Consider the following 17,735-nt stretch of genomic DNA (forward strand, 5'->3'; position numbering starts at 1 on the left):
ACTTTTTTTCAGAATCAGAAAATAGTTTTTAATATTTAGGATATCTACTATCTGCAGGTTTGTGTTATTTTCCTGCAGGTTTTTTAAAAAACTTTGAAAGTTCAAAACACATTATACTTTTTCACATTTGCACAGAAGCTGTTTCATGAATGAGATAGCTTCTGTTTTTTAAGATCAATTTTATTTCAGTAATTTGGAAAACCATACATAAATATCCATATCACTGGGAATATCCAGTTTTTTCCGCAAATTATATTTCTTAGTTTGTACAGTTCTTACGGAGGTAAATGTATAATCTGCAATTTCTTTAGTGGAAAAATTTAGGTATACGTAAGCACAGAACCGTATTTCTGACATTTTTAAAGGAAAAATTTTCAGGAGTTCTTCTGAAAAACCAGGACAGTATTCATTGAAACGGGTTAAAAATTCCGGGTTATTTTCTTTAGCGAGCTGGATGACCTCCTTAAAGATACTCTCCTGAACAGGTAACTGATGAGGCACATCCATCTTATCCAGGCTTTTACTCTTGTGTTTTCTGTAATAATACAGGGAAAGAACAATGAAAAGAATACATACAGCAATACTGACTGATAGTATCAAAAAGAGATTTTTTGCCTCTTTTTTTCTTTTGCTGGTTTCCAATTCGTTTTGCTTATCAACAGTGTCATTTAAAATCTGGTATTGCTCGCTGCTTGAAGACTCTATATCCAGCAGCCAGTTGGAATAGTAGCCAATACTGTCCTTTTCTCCCAGGCTCTCATACAGAGCTTTAAGTTCATCAGCAACCGCTATTTGATAATTTTCACTTTTATAATAATTTGTAGCAATATTTTTGGAGATCCAAAAATAATGCTGAGCCTGCGGGACATTTTTAACCGCTTTAAAATATCGTCCGGCATAGAATGAAGTAATATATTTGATCCCGATATCATCTACTTTTTTTTCATTCCGTATCGCTTCATCAATGTAGATTTTTGCTGAATCCAGTTTATTCAGATCTGTATAAATTCCCCCAAGATAAGCAGATGTCTTATAGCTGTTACTCAACCTGTTTTTATCAATCCGATACCGGTTTCCTTTATTCTCTCTGTAGATCTTTGAATATTTATATGCTATTTTGCTATACTTCAATACGAGATCCTTTTTTTTCAACTCATCATATTTACTGGCATACTGTCTGTTAATCAAATAAATAAAATAGGCATTGTCCGTTTTCATTGCATCATCATAAATTTCATCCAGCTGCTTAAAAGAAGCCACTCTCTCCCCCAGCTTCTGGTATAAAAAAGACTTCTGTAAATGGAAATAAAATATGACTTCAAAGTCTGTATTGGAATTGATAAGATTTTCTTTCTCTACTTTATTGATATAATAGAAAGATTTTTTCGTATCATTCAGTTTGTCATAGATATTGGCAATCTTAAGATAGCCCAGCGCAGTACAGGTAGTATAGGAATTTTTCTTACATACTTTAATAAGACTGTCAATTTTTTCTATTTCCCGAGGTCCGGCCTTAGAATAATCTATATCAAAAATGACATTCTTCAGTTCTTCCTCTGTATGCTGTGAATGCATTAAAGAAGAAATAAATAAGAGCCAAACAAATAGTCTTTTCTCCATAACTCTACCAAAAACATAAATATAATATTAACACTACATCAAAGCAATATCGCCCGAAACACATACGTATTACATACTCTATCTAACAAAACAGCAAGTAAACATCGTTTGTATTACAAAATTAGCAATTACTTTTGAATACCCGAATTTTATATTCAATCTTCAAATACCATTGTTAAATACCTAATTTTTAAAATGAGAAAAACTCTATTATCATTATTTTTGATATCAGGATTCTGTCTTTCCAATGCTCAGAGGTGGGAACCCGCTTCACAGAAAACATCCGATATCAGAAGAGAGGTTAAAATCAAGTTTGCATACAAAACTGATATTAATGCTTTGATACAGTTATTAAAAAATGCTGAAGAAACCGGAGCCAATGCAAAAGCTGTCACCATCCAGCTGCCAACTGTAGAGGGAACCATTGAAAAGTTTGCCGTGTACAGCAATCCTGTAATGGAAAAATCACTGGCTGAAAAATATGGATTGGGATCTTATGTAGGGATCGGAATTGATGATCCGTCCAAATATGTAAGGTTCAGTACATCCCCTACAGAAATACAATCAATGATAATCAAAGATGGTATCTTCCAGTTTATAGAGCCCATTACTACGGATAAAAAAACCTATGGTGTATTCTATAAAACTGAAAGAACAGATTCTGAACATGGCTTTAGCTGCAGTATGGAAGGAAAAAAGGAACTGGATATTAAATCCTTGAAAAAATCCGGAAAAAACAAACTTGCAGGAATCAATATTACCGGAAGACCTGCCGCATCCATGTACAGAACTTATAGACTTGCTTTATCTGCAACAGGTGAATATACAACGCTTTTTGGAGGGGTACCGGGCGCACTTGCCCAGATGAATGCTACCATGACTCGTGTCAATGGTGTTTTTGAAAAGGAATTCGCTATCCATTTGAATATACAAAACCTTCCCAATATTATCTATGCCAATCCTGCTAATGATCCTTATACCGGTAATTTAAATACACAGCTGCAACAAACTTTAACCGCACAGGTAGGTAATGCAAACTATGATATCGGACACGTCTTTAATGCGGCAGGAGGAAATGGTAATGCAGGCTGTATAGGTTGTATATGTACCGATCCATCTGTAGCGGAGCCACAAGGTAAAGGTTCAGCTTTTACACAAAATCAGAATCCTGCGGGAGATACATTCGATATAGATTATGTAGCCCATGAGATGGGGCATCAACTTGGAGGCAACCATACATTTTCTACAGTTACAGAAAGTTCAGATGTCAATGTAGAACCGGGAGGAGGTACAACCATCATGGGATATGCGGGAATTACAGCCAATAATGTTCAGATGAACAGTGATGCCTATTTCCATTATTCATCAATCAATCAAATCCTTACCAATCTTGAAGGTAAAGTGGGATGCGGTGCCGCTGAAAATATTGCCAATAACGCTCCTGCCATCACTCCGCTTATTTCTTATCATATCCCTAAGGGAACAGCCTATTATCTGGATGCCAATGCAGTGGATGCCAACGGAGATCAGCTGACGTACAACTGGGAACAATATGACAGTGTGGGAGCTACAAACTCTATTTCAGGGGACAGCGGATGGGGTTTTAACCCTGAAGGATCTCTTACCCGTTCTTTTCCAGCAGTTGCCTCTGGCAGAAGATATTTCCCGAGTCTTCCTATTGTGATGAGTGGTAAATTAACTAATAAAGACACTTGGGAAACGGTTTCGTATATCCCAAGAGTATTACACTATGCTGTAACGGTGCGTGATAATAATCCAAACAGACCATTAACTATTTCTGCTGAAAATACGGTTACCGTTGGAAATGACGGACCTTTCAAATTTAAAGGTTTAAGTACTTCTTCTACCCTTTATAATAATGCATCCAACACCATTACATGGGATGTTGCCAATACAAATCAGGCTCCCTATAACGTTGCCAATGTAAAGATTGAATATACAACTGATCTTGTTAATGGTTCCGCATGGACAGAACTGGTTGCTTCAACTCCGAATGACGGTAGTTTTGATATACAGATGCCGGCAACACTACAAGGCAATATTAAGCTGAGAATTTCGGCGGTAGGAAATATATTTTACACAGTTTCTCCTACTGTTACTATTGGAGCGGCTCCTACTACTTTAAATAATCCCCCAACCGGACTTGCTGTATTTGAAAATGATATAGTAAAAACCTCAGCAACCGTTTCATGGAATCATGTACCGGGAGCAACCTATTCTATCAATTACAGAAAGGCAGGAACGACAAACTGGTCTAATGCTGCCAGCCCTGTTAATTCAGTATTCCTGAATAACCTTGAAGATGAGACCTCTTATGAAGTTCGTGTTGCATCCGTGATTAATAATGTTGCCGGAGCATTCTCCCCTGTTTCTAATTTCAAAACAAAAGGGCTACGCACAGGATATGATTACTGTTTGATGACTACGGGAGGCAATACAACAATTTCGCCATATTTCAGTGGTATATTAAGGGTAAACCTGGCTAATGTCAATGTAACAGGTAATGGAACTACCGTGCAGCATACTTATAAAGATTATTCAGAAGATCCTACGAAACTGATTCAGCTTACACAGGGAGCACAATATAATCTTAATTATGTTGTTTATGCTAATCGTGCAGGAGGAAACTTTCAGGATTGGGTACAGGTATGGATTGATTACAACAGAAACGGAGTGTTTGAAAATTCAGAAAGAATAGGTATTAATGGTGCAGTACCTAATGCCAATGAAGCACACCTTGGAAGCTTTGCCTTTGCTGTTCCGGCTAATGCTTACAATGGAGACAAAACATTAAGAATGAGAGTAGCCAGTGGTTTTTTTAATGCTTCAGCTGATGCATGTGCAAGTCCTTTCGTAAATGCCAATGGTGATATTATCTCTCATGGTTCGGTATGGGATTTTTCTGTAAAAATTAATGCAGCACTTGGGGTTAAAGAATCTGTTCAGTCATCTTCTGATCTTGAAATCTACCCTAATCCTGCCGATACATTTGTAGAAGTAAAAAAACTTAAAGGAAAAGCAGATTACAAGATCTACAGTGCAGACGGAAGACTTGTTCAGGAAGGGAAGCCGGATGGCCAGAGAATCAATGTTGCTTCCCTGATAAAAGGAATGTATGTGATCTCTGTAAAGGATGACAAGACTACTTACACTACGAAATTAATCAAGAAATAGTTAATAATTAGTACCGTGTACCTGTAGGTTATTCGAGATGCCTGCAGGTACTTTTTTCAAGATTTATTAAACTAATACAGCCCAATCATTAACTCATTATAAATCAAAAAAATCTCTAACAAAGTAAATACATTAACATTTTCATTTTAAACACCTTTTAATGTTGTACCTGCAGTATAGATTGGGTTTCCTGCAGGTGCTTTTTAAAAGGTTATCATTAAAAAAAGGATAAAGCAAAATATATAAAAAAACATTTTTTAATCAGAGTTTGTGTTGTGTACCTGCATAAGAAGTGGTTTTCTGCAGGTACCTTTTTTAAAATAACTCTCAAAAAAATACTCTATGATAAAAAAACTACTTTTTCTGATATGCACTGGTTTTTCAGTCTTATCATTCTGCCAATCCGATGAAGTTCTGTTTATCGGAAACAGTGTGACGTATTTTAATGACATGCCTGAAATATTCAAAAATATAGCGGCTTCAAAGGGGAAAAATCTGTCTGTAACAACACATACTCCCGGAGGAACCGGATTTGTAAATCATGTGGATGATCCTTCATTGTATCAAAAGATAAGATCTAAAAACTATAAATATGTCATCATGCAGCCCGGAACCGGTGAATCTGCGGGACATTCCTACCCTGTTGCAGTAACTGCTGAGCGCGGTCGGAAAATCAGAGACTCTATTCGTAAATACAGTCCTTGTTCAAAGATATTTCTGTATGAAATTCCTTATGGAGTACCCTCTGCGAATGAATACAATACCTATTTCGCTTTTCAGCAGAAAATTAAGGATTCCATTACAAAGATGTCTAACCTGATGCAGGTGGAAATGGTTCCTGCCGGAGAATCTGCAAGACATTACTACAATTCTTCCCAGGATCTGGCTCTTCACGGGTCTTATAACGATATTCATCCAGGGCCTAAAGGAAGTTATCTTGTAGCAGCTTCTATGTATTCTGCGATTTTTCAGGATCATGTTTTTCCGTCCACTTTTTATAACGGACTGCCTCAAAACACGGCTGAAAATTTTCAGAATATTGCAGATCTTGTTTTTTTTAATAATCCGCCACAATGGAACAGTAACGCGTTTCATCTTCATTCGGATTTTATAGCAGGAATTAATGGAACAACTGTAAATTTCACCAATCATTCCGCCAATTACACATCTGTATCATGGAACTTTGGTGATGGCATCACTGATTCATCATTGAACCCTGTGCATCAATATACTGCACCGGGAAGTTATACAATCTCGCTTACGGTCATGAAAAATTCCTGTGCTGAAACTTTCAGTAAAACAATTACTATTGGTTCTCTGGGGACTGCGGATATGAAGGTACAGCCTGAGCTTACATTTTACCCTAATCCTGTGAAAGATTTCTGTCATATCAAAAGTAAAGAGAAAATAAAGGACATTATGGTTTATGATATGGCTCAAAGAAAGCTTTCTGACTGGAAAAACCTTCATACTTATGATATACAATTAGATTTTTCAACTTATAGTAAAGGCGTTTATATGATCAGTATTCTTTATGAAAACGATCGTAGGGAAAGCATTAAAATCATGGTCAAATAAATGCGAAAAGAGAACTCGTCTGAGTTCTTTTTTTTGTTGTATTATGAGGTAATCCATTTACAAAAGACTATCCTGCAACCACTTTTTCTGCATATACCACTCCTTCATAGCAGGCATTGTAAATTGCGTTCAATCTTCTAAAACAGGAAGCAAATGTACCATTAACATAGAGATATAAAACGATGGTCTGCAAGGATATCTTTCTCCATAAATTGGTTTTTCACTTTTGAAACACACAAGATATTACAGGAGAAACAGTTTTTTCCACTTGGCAATGGTATTCCTGCTCAATTTAAAATATCTTGCTAATTCAGCATTATTCAGTTTATTATTTTTCTGATAGCTTAGAATTTCCAGAATTGCAGCTTTATCATAGGAACGATGTCTTTGATTGGCAAATTCGGTTTGTTTATTGGCTTTAGGAAAAAGAATATTGTTAATGGTAATTACATCTTTTACTGAAAATATGGGTTTTGACAATATAGATTCACATTCTTGTTTTTTTGCAGGGTATTTCAGACGTACAAGGTCTTCATATATCCTTTTATAATCGGGAGATTCGGGTTTGTGCATAGATTCTTTATTCTTAATCAAAAATCCCCGGAAAGGGGGCAGTGTGGCTGGTCTCCGGCCAATAATAACTAAACATGCTTCGCCACAAAAACTATATTTTAATAAAAAATTCCGAACAGATCGATTTTCTTTATTGTTATAATTCTCTTACAGCACAAATTTGCTTTATTCTCCTTTCGTCTCAAAAAAAACAGGTATGACACAGGTATTACAGTGAGTTAATCCCGGTACAAATCCACTAAAATTATCTCAAATTAAGCATCCAGAGATAAATATCCTCATCTGACGAGATTCCTAATCTTTTGCGTAAACGGTTCTTTCTTGTCTGTACAGACTGAGGCTGAACAAAAGTATATGCTGCAATATCTTTGGTGGAAAAATTAAGAAACAACATGGCACAAAACTTGAGCTCAGTACTTTGCAGCTGAGGTTCAATTTTCATCAGTTTGGGTACAAATTCAGGATAAACCTCCTGAAAACGGGTAAGGAATTCCGGATCATTATTTTTTGCCAGCTGTATTACCTCTTCAAAAGCTATATTTAATTTTTGATTAAGCTCCTTCGTTTCTATTTCCCTGACATTTAACATCTTATTCTTCTTTTTTATTCTTTTATTAATCATAAAGAAAATAACTGCCAAAATTCCAATCCCTCCAATCATGATATAGAGCAAAAGATGATTTTCATTTTTCAGATTTTTTTGTTTTTCTTCCACAAGAAGATCTACTGTATCTTTCAGATTATTATCGTCTATCTTTTTTAAACTGTCATTGAGTCTGCTGTATTTAAGCTCATATTTATTTTCATTATCAATCTGCCCGGTTTTTTCGTATGATCTGGATATTAATCCGTACAACTCTGATAATTTTCTGAAGTTTTTTGCTTTTGCAGCAAGCACTATGGCCTTTTCATAATTGACAATAGCTGCATCATATTGCTTTCTCGCATCACAAATTTGCCCTAAAAGCTTATATGTTGCAAAATTATTATTCCCCCAGTCAACAGCTATAGACTGGGCAAATTTTATATAATACTCCGCAGAATCAATTTTATTTTCATTAAGTTTTGCTTCGGATAAAAGGAGCATAGCTGCTTTCAGACTGGTATTCATCCCCGTATCCATTTTTTTTGATTTTTTCAATTCATCAACAATTTTCTTTCCATAGTAGGTAACAGAGTCGTACATTTTTTTCTCAAGATAATTTCTCCCTACCTGAACCAGAATCATTCCCTTAATAGCATGCCTGGTAGAATCATTTTTTAAATCATCCGCCATTGTCAGATTCTTTTTCAACTTTTTTAACGATTCATCATACATTTTAATTCCTCTGTAATTGATGCTGTATAATATATTCATGGAAATTTCCTGATCTTCAGCATTCGAGTTTTTGAACTCAGGTTCCATCATTTTTAAATAATAATTGCTTTTATTATACCTGTATTGCATGGAAAAAGCCAGTGCTAAATTATAATATGCAGATAATTTTCCTTCCGCATAATTAATATGTTTAGCATCATCCAGTATTGAAAGATTCAATGTAATCATATCATCTGTCTGGCCATCTATAAGAAGAGCATTAGACTCCTCCAGCCTTTTATCAATAGTTGCTGTGGTAATTTTAGGCTGTGCAAACAGCAGTAACGGGAAAAACAAAATAATAAATTTCATAGTGTATCAAATATGTGTAATATATATATGCATATAACATGTATAAAAGTAAAAATTTATTAATTTAATATCAAAATAAGAATTTTAACCTAATAAAAACCAATACCAATAAAACTTAATATAGATCTTTCACATGCATCTTTACTTCTTTTCAGGGGCAATGATAAAATATTTACATAAAAAAATGCCCTATAGAGCCATTACATACATATGACATACCTATGACATTCAATAGTATTGATGCTTTAGCTTATTTTTCAAAGTTGTGATCTGATTCTTATTTGAGTCTCAAAGTATTCATCCTTATTCCCTGATCAAATGAAAGAAATCGGTGTGATAACAATTGGATAATAAATTTTTACTTTCTGCAATTAAACCCACTTATAAATATGAATACAGCGAACATCCTGAGCCTGATTCTATTCCTTATACTCATACAACACAGACTCATTAATTCCTATTAAAAGTATAATACAGTGAACAATTTTAAGACATCTATACTTTTTCATTAAAAAGAATAAAACACTCATTACCAATTAATTATAATAATGTCATAGCTATGTCATAGGTGAAATTTTGTACAACATAAAGCCTGGAATGTAATATTGCACCAACAAAACTTATCCATCTGATTTCCAACAAATCCCGGTTACGATCAATGGATCATGAGTTCAAAACAAAAAAAATATATACATCTATGAAAAAATTTTTATTAGCCACAGCTTTACTAGCTTTTTTGAATGTGTATTCACAGGTTGGTATGAATACTACAAGCCCCAGTGCTACAGTTGATGTAGTGAGTAAAGGAAACACCAATGCAACAAAAGCTTTAGAAATTAATGACAGTACCAATAAGGAACTTCTAAGTGTATCTGATGATGGATCAGTGCGCCTGGAAAATTATAAAAACTTCAGTTTATTAGGCACTGATGTTAATGGTAACCTGGTGAATGGGACAACAGCAAGTATTCCTTCTATTGTAGGAATTGCCACAGGGATTGCGTCAACCAGTGACCTTTCCGCCAATACGGAAGCTAAATATAATTTTACTGTGAACAAAATTAATTCTGCAAATCTATCATATAGCTCAGGTAACTTTACCGTATTGAAAGCAGGATATTATGGTATTTCGCTTTATACAAAAAAAGATGTCAGTATGAACTCTCCTACAACCGGAGGAACAGTACAAACCTTTATAAAGAAAACTGTTGGAGCTGCTACAACTGAACTCTCAGTAAATCAAAATGGCTTAACGGATAATGTTTCTTTTGAAGCCAATACTATAGGAGTAACAGCATATTTTAATGTTGGTGACATAATAAGCTGCAGGGGTAATTACACAAGACCTCACAGATTAACTACAGCTTCATTGAGCATTGTATATTATGGTACCTAATCAATTTCCTTTATAGAATACTTTATTTTTAAACTATAAAAGCCACTTTTAAAACCCTCACAAAAGTGGTTTTTATCCTAATCCGTTGATTATGCTTTTTAAAGACATTCACATTGGTGCGCTAATACAAAAACGGGTACAGGAAACCGGATTCTCTTCAGACAGGCTCATGAAATTCATGCAATGCAGCTGTGAAGAACTGTCTGAGATGTACAAAAGCAAGTCATTGGATGCAGAGGTTCTCCTGAAATGGAGCAAGCTTCTGACTTATGATTTCTTTAGAATCTATTCCCAACATCTGCTGCTGTATTCACCTCCCCTATCTTCAGATTATTATCAAAAATCAAGAAAGGAAAAAACGCAGCTTCCGGAGTTCAGAAAAAATATCTATACTATAGAGATGATTGATTTTATTCTTGAGCTTTTAAAAACAAATGAAAAAACAAAACAGCAAATTATAGAGGAATACAGAATTCCCAAAACTACTTTATACAAATGGATCAGAAAATACTAACCTTATTTATCCATGATCATCAATGAAAAATTTTACTTTGATGCCTGCATCTGATCTCCCTCTGGAAAGTGTATGTTCATCCTTTATTTTTCACAAATTTCCGATTCTATTAACACAGATAAAAAATATAAGATTTATTAAAAACTTCGGCATTACATGTACTTCAGAAATATAATCAGGACCATCAAAAGCAGCAAAAACTCTCAATGATTGAGAGTTTTTTCTGCAGTTCAATTTTTAATAATCTGCCTTTGCTATTTCAAACTTATTGATTTTCGCTTGTTTGCTATATAGTGAAGTTTGAAGGAAGTCCTAGTTGCCGATAAAGTTCGCGCAAAGTACGTACATTCAGGTTACCGTTTACGTTTCATTCAATTTCGGATAAATTTAGAAATTTGATTAAGTATAGCCACTGTAAAGATGAAAATTATATTCCAGCAATTTCCTTTCTATCAGTAAATTGAAACAGATTTTCAATAATTTTTCATAAAAAAATCAAATAAAATTTGTTTTTATGACCAATCGGTCATATATTTGCTTCGTTATTCAGTATGATCATGGCAAAAGGGGAAGAAACCAGACAATTCATTATAGAAAAAGCAGCACCTATTTTTAATACAAAAGGGATTGCAGCTACTTCTATGAGTGATATTATGGAGGCCACCAAGTTGTCTAAAGGCAGTATGTATGTTCATTTTGAAAATAAAGAAGTACTTGCCTGTGCCGCTGTTGAGCACAACATGCAAATGCTGACGGAAAGACTTCAAAGAAACTTAAGCCAATACAAAACTTCCAAAGAGCAGTTGTTTGCTTATATTGATTTTTTCAGTGATCCCAATCACCCTCCGGTAGTTGGCGGATGTCCCCTATTAAACTTTGGAACAGAAGCTGACGATACCAATCCGGTGGTTAAAGGAAAGGTAAACCGTGGCATACAACAGGGAGAAAAACTGATTTCCGGTATTATAGAAAAAGGAATTGCCAATAAAGAGTTCAGAGCAGAATGGAACGCGGAAGATTTTGCAACAGTTTTGTTTGCCATGCTTGAGGGTGGGCACTTAATGTCAAGAATGGCTGGCAATAACGATAAAATGATCACTATTGGAAACAGCCTGAAAAAAATTATAGAGGAAAATACGGTATAATTTTTTTATTCAAAATATGACCGATCGGTCATTTAAATTAAAAACAATATTGCATAAAAATTATAATCACAACAATCAATTAAAAAACAAAACAATGTCAAAAACAGTTTTAATTACAGGTGCATCAAAAGGTTTCGGAAAAGCATGGGCAGAAGCTTTTTTAGCAAAAGGATACAAAGTGGCAGCAACAGCCAGAAATGTAGAAACACTTCATGATTTAAAAGAAAAATATGGAGATTCCGTATTGACTTTACCCTTAGATGTAGATAAAAGAGAGGAATCATTAGCAGTTGTTCAGAAAGTACATCAACACTTCGGCAGCATTGATATCCTGATCAATAATGCAGGATATGCATTAACAGGTGCAGTGGAAGAAACCAACGAACAGGAAGCAAGAGCACAGTTTGAAACGAATTTCTTTGGAACTTTATGGCTTACACAGGCAGTACTTCCTATCATGAGAGATCAGAAAAGCGGCCATATCATTCAGGTGTCTTCTATTTTGGGATTAGCTACGCTACCAACCATGGGGCTTTACAATGCTTCCAAATTTGCTGTTGAAGGATTAAGTGAAACTCTTGCCACAGAAGTAAAAGAATTTGGAATCAATGTAACGTTGGTAGAACCTAATGGCTACGCTTCCAATATCTGGCATACAGGAATTAATACGCAAAGTAATCCGGTTTACGACAACATTAAAAAAGCATTCTCGGAATCCGAAACATCTTTCGGAAGCGTTGAAGCGACAGCACCGGCCTTGATAAAGTTAGCAGAAACTGAAAATCCTCCATTACGTTTATTACTTGGAAAAGTAGCGCTTCCATTTGTAAAACAGAATTACGAACAGCGTCTAAAGGTTTGGGAAGAATGGAATGATGTATCTGTAGAAGCTCACGGATAATTTCCAAAATGCATTAACAAAATAAGCTCCGTTATAATAAAACGGAGCTTATTTTTTATCTTTTTTTAAGCCGGTAAGGCTCTCTTTTTCCGTAGCACTACTTCCCATCAGTCTCCTATTTAAACCATCTTCCTGTTCACCATCTGAAATGTCTGTTTCGCTGTGAAATATGACTATTTGAACACATTTCTCGTTTCCCAGGCGTATCTCAGGGTATAATTTTGTCTCATCAAAAAAGAAAAACAGATTTAAAATCTAATACAGCAAAACAATGAAAACAACAATTTCAACAATCCTGTTAGCAGCAACTTTTATCTTAGGCACGCCTGCTATTTCTAAAGCGCAAAAAATTGAGGCTACCACTCTATCATCAAAAAATGATACCAGTATCCGGCCTTTTCACATCAGTATCCCGCAATCTCAGCTGGATGATCTTAAAAAACGGATTTCCGAAACCCGATTCCCGGATAAGGAAACGGTGAAAGATGCTTCCCAGGGTATTCAGCTTGAACAGTTAAAAGAGCTGGTCACCTATTGGGGCAATGGGTACGACTGGAGAAAGGTGGAAGATAAGCTGAATTCACTTCCCCAATTTGTAACAAAAATTGACGGGCTTGACATCCAGTTCATCCATGTACGTTCAAAGGAACAGAATGCTATGCCTGTGATCCTTACCCATGGCTGGCCGGGTTCTCCACTGGAGTTTATCAATACAATAGGTCCATTAACAGATCCTGTTAAATACGGAGGAAAAGCAAGTGATGCCTTTGATGTGATTATACCAGCTATTCCGGGATATGGTTTTTCAGAGATTCCTACTGAGCCTGGCTGGAACCCGGACCGTGTTGCCCGCGCATGGGATGTACTGATGAAAAGACTCGGCTACAAAAAGTATGTTTCTGAAGGTGGCGACCATGGTTCCGTTATTTCTGATGCATTAGCAAAACAGGCTCCTTCTGGCCTTTTAGGAATCCACCTTACCATGCCGGCTACTATTCCTGCCGAACTTGTAAAACCGATCAATGCCGGTGATCCCGCCCCGTCAGGACTTTCTGCCTCAGAAACAAAAGCATACAATGCAATGAGTACATTCTTTGGAAGAAATGCAGCTTACGGAGGAATGATGGTAACACGTCCACAGACAACAGGATATCTGCTTTCTGATTCTCCAACAGCCTTAGCAGCATTCCTTTACGAAAAAATTGCAGAATGGAGTGAAAGTGATCTTCATCCCGAGAATGTCATTGGCCGTGATGCTATCCTCGATGATATTACCCTTTACTGGCTTACCAATACGGGAGCGTCTTCTTCACGTTTCTATTGGGAAAATAACAAGAATAATTTCAGTGCCGAGGCGCAGAAGACGAAAGACATTAAAGTTCCTGTAGCTATTTCGGTATTCCCTCATGAGATTTACCAGGCTCCGGAAAGCTGGTCGAAGCAGGCATATCCTACTTTATATTATTATCATAAAGCTTCAAAAGGCGGACATTTTGCAGCCTGGGAACAGCCGCAGGTCTTTACGGAAGAGCTTAGAGCCGCTTTCAAAGAGTTAAGAAAAAAACTTTAACAATATCAATCAACAATATCGTTTAATCTAAATAATAAAAATATGGAATTAAATACCATTCAGGAAGTAGAAAATACAACAGTAATCAATATCAGTAAAGTGTTGTATTCCGGTAATGTCATCGTAACCGGAGGCCGTAACGGAGAAGCAAAAAGCAGCGACGGAAAGTTAGATATTGAATTAACCTCTCCCGGTTCAAAAGGAAACGGAACCAATCCGGAACAGCTATTGGCAGCAGGATGGTCGGCATGTTTTATCGGGGCTATGCATTTGGCTTCTGCAAAAATGCAAATTGATCTTCCTTCAGACCTGTCCCTAAATACCTCTGTAGACCTTGCCACCAATGATGACGGATTTTTCCTGCAGGCTCACCTACAAATCCTTCTGCCAGGCCTTGCAATAGATGAAGCCAGAAAAGTTGTGGAAACCGCTCATGCAACATGTCCTTATTCAAAAGCAACCCGCGGAAATATTAATGTAAAGATCGATATAGTGGTGTAGTTTTCAGAATGTTTATCTCATTTTGATTAAAGCCTTCCCTGCCAAAAGCAAGGAAGGTTTCTTTTGCTGAGATCTGTCTGATAATCCGGATATAAAGGTCTGTTATATTAATTTCCAAAATTGACAAAATGAGGAACATCCGTGGCAAAGCTGTTCAATGGTAAAAGATTATTCCTGTTACTGTTAAAGTCAAAAACAGAATTATTATCAAAAGGGACACGCGGATAATACATGAAAGAAATCTGAATCCTGTTGAAAACCAGATAAGGATTATTAATTAAAACACCGATCCCGATTTTTGTATTGGCCTTAGTTTTAAACAGCTTATCATCAGGCATTCCGAGCCAGCCCACTGCAGTCGTTAAATATGGACTGAAGTGAAAATTCTTCCAGGTTTTATTAATAAACAATTGAAGCTGATACCTCAGCACTATTTTTTTTGTGCCGATATAATCAGAATTATAAACGGGGAACTCGTCTGTAGAAGAAAGGTTGATTCTATCCTTATACGAATAATTATGCTGTGGATTTCCCAATGCCAGTGTTGGAGAGAAGAAATGTCTTGCTTTGGCAAATTTCCAGTCCATGAGGTTTGTAAAATAAGTTCCGTCAAAACGGAAAGATTCTCTGTTCTGGCTGTCTTCATTAAAAAATCTTCCAAACTGTGCTTTCACGGTGAAATACCCCAATCTGGTAAAACGGCCATAAGATGCAGAAATTCCCACATACGGATTCACTTCTTTATTTCTTGATAAGCCTCCGGCAATGACATTGACAGAATTACCATAAGCAATATCCTCCGGCAAATCATACTGGAAAATATTTTTCTGAACCGAAAAGTTTCTCTGAATAAACCCTACAGACATCAGGAAACTGTTGTAAGAACTGAAATATTGATACTGATCGATTCCCGGGCTGTCTTTGTACTTATAGTTCTGAAATCTTCCTATGATGGCAATATTACTGGAAACCTTCTCTTTGGGATCCGATGAAACCGGAATCTGATAACCTCCCCATAAATCCTGACTGTACACTTTGATCTGAACTTCGGGAAAAGTGGTATCTGTATTTATCGGAAGTAAAACTTTCCGCATGAAATATTCAAATGTAAAACCTCCCGCCCATTTCGTCAAAGGGGAAAAAAAGTCTCTTCTGAGGCTGAAATTAATTCTTTCATTTTTCGAAAAGTCCCGTTCTCCAAGAATCTGGGCATTGATATAGGTACCAAAAAGATTATGGGTAGTATAGCTGCCTAAAAGATAATCCTGCTTTTCTTTGGAATCGTTTCTATAAAGAAAGTCCAGTGTGTGTCCCAGTCCCAGCACATTTTCTTCCGTAACTCCCAAACCGATTTTACTTCCGGAATAGCTGATTCTCGGCTTCAGACTCCAGGAATCCAATACCTTTACCACAACATCTATAGAATCCTGACTGGAAGTACTGTCGGAAACACTGATATTAACTCTGTTGATAAAAGGCATTGTTCTCAGCAAACGTTCAGATTCGTAGAGTTTTTGGGCGTTGTACTCTTCTCCTTCTTTAAAAAGTAAAAAATTATTGATTGTTGATCTTCTGGTACTGGAATGAAGATGATCCTTTATCCAATCATACCATTTACCTATTTCCTTACTGTCATTAGAGCCATATCCAAAAGGGTCAATGGTTTCTATCCTGACATTCCTGATAATTTTTTTGTTATAAGTATTTTGTAAAAGCTTTTCAGTATTGGACTTCACGGAAGTGGAATCCGGCTCTCTACGAAATATAAAACGGTGAATGAATTTGGTAACTTTTCTCTTATCTGAAAATTCTTCTATTTTATAATACAGCGAATCTTTCTTTTCCTGTGCATTTAAAAAGAAAAAACCGCTTAAAAGGAAAATCAGAGTTACAGTCGTTCTAGCCATTAGTCATCAAAAATTCAATAAAGTTTGTTGTATCAATTTGCAAGCCAATAAGGGCTGATCATAGATAAAGAAACAATTTTTATGAGAAAATAGTGAAAGCAGGCCCTTATCATCATTTTTTCTACATCTTAAAAAAGAAATAAACCACTGCAACCCATTCTTTTTTTATACCATGAGCGTAGCCTATTGTGCTGCAGCTGGCATTTTCAACGGTTCCATCCTCTTTAATATACCCCAAAGTAGAGCGGCTGCTATTTTCTACTGTTCCATCTTCCTTTACATATCCCACTGTGGAACGGCTTTTATTTTCAATGGTTCCATCGTTTCTGATATAGCCGATTGTAGAACGGCTGCGGTCTTCAATAGTACCGTCACTCCTGATATAACCTACGGTAGAATGGCTGCTGTTCTCAATCGTTCCGTCACTTTTAATATATCCTAAGGTGCTTCGGCTGGCGGATTCAATGGTTTGTGCCTTTGTCAGTATCATGCCTGTTACTGTGACCATTAAAAATAGTATTTTTTTCATCCCTTTTTAAAGTTTTACCTCATTCTAAGTTAAGATTCTCTTTTTAATTTTCTAAACAATTTTAAAGCTAATTTAAATCATAAAACAAAGGCATTCGATACATTCCTTTTTTTGTTATTTTTACTCATTATAAATAAAAATAATACATGAAAAAATTCGTACTTACGGGAATAGTTATTACAGGAGGCTTTCTAACAGCAAAAGCACAGTGCAAGCCGGTGACCTCTCTTGCAGAAAGTTTTGATACATGGAAAGATATCCATAAATGCTGGACTGCCCAATCCGGGAAAGCGATGCTTTATGCAAGTGACAAAAGAATTATATTCTACTCCATGAGCAATCCGGGAGAAAATATGTATCTGGTAACTCCCGAAATTAAAGCCGGAACCTATACGCTGTCTCTTGACCTTTCTGATAACGGAGGAGAAACAACATTAGAACTTTTTTCAGTAGATAATCCTTCTGATATAAAGACCTATACGGCAATTACCAAACCTTCCAAAATAACAGGAGAGAAAAAAACATTTACGGTTTCTTTGAAGAAAGATTCACATTTAGGGTTGAAAGTGATGCTGAACGGAGTACATCAGGCTGTTTATATGGATAACTTGTCTCTACAGGCAAAGAAATAGATGCA

At 36.1% G+C, this 17,735-nt stretch carries 14 protein-coding genes; 9 read left to right on the plus strand and 5 right to left on the minus strand.

What is annotated here, in order from left to right; all coding sequences use genetic code 11:
* Window positions 1-180 precede the first annotated feature (180 nt).
* Window positions 181-1,575, minus strand: a complete 1,395-nt coding sequence (locus AC5YGI_RS18475; protein WP_330746701.1) for a helix-turn-helix transcriptional regulator — start codon at window positions 1,573-1,575, stop codon at window positions 181-183.
* Window positions 1,576-1,815: 240 nt separating this feature from the next.
* On the opposite strand from AC5YGI_RS18475, the gene AC5YGI_RS18480 reads away from it, so the two are divergent.
* Window positions 1,816-4,815 (plus strand): reprolysin-like metallopeptidase, encoded by a 3,000-nt coding sequence (locus AC5YGI_RS18480; protein ID WP_330746702.1) that lies wholly within the window; start codon window positions 1,816-1,818, stop codon window positions 4,813-4,815.
* A gap of 342 nt (window positions 4,816-5,157) precedes the next feature.
* Complete coding sequence (locus AC5YGI_RS18485; protein WP_496169197.1) at window positions 5,158-6,393, plus strand: PKD domain-containing protein; 1,236 nt, start codon at window positions 5,158-5,160, stop codon at window positions 6,391-6,393.
* 243 nt (window positions 6,394-6,636) lie between these two features.
* Here the strand turns inward: AC5YGI_RS18485 and AC5YGI_RS18490 are convergent, their stop codons facing one another.
* Together AC5YGI_RS18490 and AC5YGI_RS18495 are read right to left on the minus strand one after the other, a co-directional pair.
* Window positions 6,637-6,966, minus strand: a complete 330-nt coding sequence (locus AC5YGI_RS18490) for a helix-turn-helix domain-containing protein (RefSeq protein WP_496169198.1) — start codon at window positions 6,964-6,966, stop codon at window positions 6,637-6,639.
* Between the two features lie 244 nt (window positions 6,967-7,210).
* A complete protein-coding gene (locus tag AC5YGI_RS18495) occupies window positions 7,211-8,635 on the minus strand; it encodes a helix-turn-helix transcriptional regulator (protein WP_496169199.1) in 1,425 nt (474 codons plus the stop codon).
* Window positions 8,636-9,332: 697 nt separating this feature from the next.
* Here AC5YGI_RS18495 and AC5YGI_RS18500 point away from each other — a divergent pair.
* The 6 genes from AC5YGI_RS18500 (at window position 9,333) to AC5YGI_RS18525 (ending at window position 14,662) form a co-directional block, all read left to right on the plus strand.
* A complete protein-coding gene (locus AC5YGI_RS18500; protein WP_202838725.1) occupies window positions 9,333-10,031 on the plus strand; it encodes a hypothetical protein in 699 nt (232 codons plus the stop codon).
* 91 nt (window positions 10,032-10,122) lie between these two features.
* Window positions 10,123-10,545 (plus strand): transposase, encoded by a 423-nt coding sequence (locus tag AC5YGI_RS18505; RefSeq protein ID WP_496169200.1) that lies wholly within the window; start codon window positions 10,123-10,125, stop codon window positions 10,543-10,545.
* A gap of 557 nt (window positions 10,546-11,102) precedes the next feature.
* On the plus strand, window positions 11,103-11,690 hold the full coding sequence (locus AC5YGI_RS18510; protein ID WP_330746709.1) for a TetR/AcrR family transcriptional regulator: 588 nt from the start codon (window positions 11,103-11,105) through the stop codon (window positions 11,688-11,690).
* A gap of 94 nt (window positions 11,691-11,784) precedes the next feature.
* Window positions 11,785-12,591 (plus strand): SDR family NAD(P)-dependent oxidoreductase, encoded by an 807-nt coding sequence (locus tag AC5YGI_RS18515; protein ID WP_330746710.1) that lies wholly within the window; start codon window positions 11,785-11,787, stop codon window positions 12,589-12,591.
* A 271-nt stretch (window positions 12,592-12,862) separates the two neighbouring features.
* Window positions 12,863-14,161 carry an epoxide hydrolase family protein gene (locus tag AC5YGI_RS18520; protein WP_496169201.1) on the plus strand — a complete coding sequence of 433 codons (1,299 nt, stop codon included), beginning with the start codon at window positions 12,863-12,865 and terminating at the stop codon, window positions 14,159-14,161.
* A 42-nt stretch (window positions 14,162-14,203) separates the two neighbouring features.
* Complete coding sequence (locus tag AC5YGI_RS18525) at window positions 14,204-14,662, plus strand: organic hydroperoxide resistance protein (protein ID WP_496169202.1); 459 nt, start codon at window positions 14,204-14,206, stop codon at window positions 14,660-14,662.
* A 107-nt stretch (window positions 14,663-14,769) separates the two neighbouring features.
* On the opposite strand, the gene AC5YGI_RS18530 is transcribed toward AC5YGI_RS18525, so the two are convergent.
* Together AC5YGI_RS18530 and AC5YGI_RS18535 are read right to left on the minus strand one after the other, a co-directional pair.
* Window positions 14,770-16,569: a hypothetical protein gene (locus tag AC5YGI_RS18530; RefSeq protein ID WP_496169203.1), complete on the minus strand. Its 1,800-nt coding sequence runs from the start codon at window positions 16,567-16,569 to the stop codon at window positions 14,770-14,772.
* A 121-nt stretch (window positions 16,570-16,690) separates the two neighbouring features.
* Window positions 16,691-17,098 (minus strand): 5-fold beta-flower protein, encoded by a 408-nt coding sequence (locus AC5YGI_RS18535; RefSeq protein WP_496169204.1) that lies wholly within the window; start codon window positions 17,096-17,098, stop codon window positions 16,691-16,693.
* A 146-nt stretch (window positions 17,099-17,244) separates the two neighbouring features.
* Between AC5YGI_RS18535 and AC5YGI_RS18540 the strand changes: the two genes are divergently transcribed.
* Window positions 17,245-17,730 carry a hypothetical protein gene (locus tag AC5YGI_RS18540; protein ID WP_496169205.1) on the plus strand — a complete coding sequence of 162 codons (486 nt, stop codon included), beginning with the start codon at window positions 17,245-17,247 and terminating at the stop codon, window positions 17,728-17,730.
* Window positions 17,731-17,735 lie beyond the last annotated feature (5 nt).

The organism is Chryseobacterium sp. CS3K3.1, from assembly GCF_059515165.1.

What these genes read in the sequence shown, in the direction of transcription:
- AC5YGI_RS18490 (WP_496169198.1), bottom strand. Translation starts at nt 6,966, where the DNA reads ATGCACAAACCCGAATCTCCCGATTATAAAAGGATATATGAAGACCTT.
- AC5YGI_RS18500 (WP_202838725.1), top strand. Translation starts at nt 9,333, where the DNA reads ATGAAAAAATTTTTATTAGCCACAGCTTTACTAGCTTTTTTGAATGTG.
- AC5YGI_RS18485 (WP_496169197.1), top strand. Translation starts at nt 5,158, where the DNA reads ATGATAAAAAAACTACTTTTTCTGATATGCACTGGTTTTTCAGTCTTA.
- AC5YGI_RS18510 (WP_330746709.1), top strand. Translation starts at nt 11,103, where the DNA reads ATGGCAAAAGGGGAAGAAACCAGACAATTCATTATAGAAAAAGCAGCA.
- AC5YGI_RS18525 (WP_496169202.1), top strand. Translation starts at nt 14,204, where the DNA reads ATGGAATTAAATACCATTCAGGAAGTAGAAAATACAACAGTAATCAAT.
- AC5YGI_RS18495 (WP_496169199.1), bottom strand. Translation starts at nt 8,635, where the DNA reads ATGAAATTTATTATTTTGTTTTTCCCGTTACTGCTGTTTGCACAGCCT.
- AC5YGI_RS18535 (WP_496169204.1), bottom strand. Translation starts at nt 17,098, where the DNA reads ATGAAAAAAATACTATTTTTAATGGTCACAGTAACAGGCATGATACTG.
- AC5YGI_RS18475 (WP_330746701.1), bottom strand. Translation starts at nt 1,575, where the DNA reads ATGCATTCACAGCATACAGAGGAAGAACTGAAGAATGTCATTTTTGAT.
- AC5YGI_RS18540 (WP_496169205.1), top strand. Translation starts at nt 17,245, where the DNA reads ATGAAAAAATTCGTACTTACGGGAATAGTTATTACAGGAGGCTTTCTA.
- AC5YGI_RS18520 (WP_496169201.1), top strand. Translation starts at nt 12,863, where the DNA reads ATGAAAACAACAATTTCAACAATCCTGTTAGCAGCAACTTTTATCTTA.
- AC5YGI_RS18505 (WP_496169200.1), top strand. Translation starts at nt 10,123, where the DNA reads ATGCTTTTTAAAGACATTCACATTGGTGCGCTAATACAAAAACGGGTA.
- AC5YGI_RS18480 (WP_330746702.1), top strand. Translation starts at nt 1,816, where the DNA reads ATGAGAAAAACTCTATTATCATTATTTTTGATATCAGGATTCTGTCTT.
- AC5YGI_RS18530 (WP_496169203.1), bottom strand. Translation starts at nt 16,569, where the DNA reads ATGGCTAGAACGACTGTAACTCTGATTTTCCTTTTAAGCGGTTTTTTC.
- AC5YGI_RS18515 (WP_330746710.1), top strand. Translation starts at nt 11,785, where the DNA reads ATGTCAAAAACAGTTTTAATTACAGGTGCATCAAAAGGTTTCGGAAAA.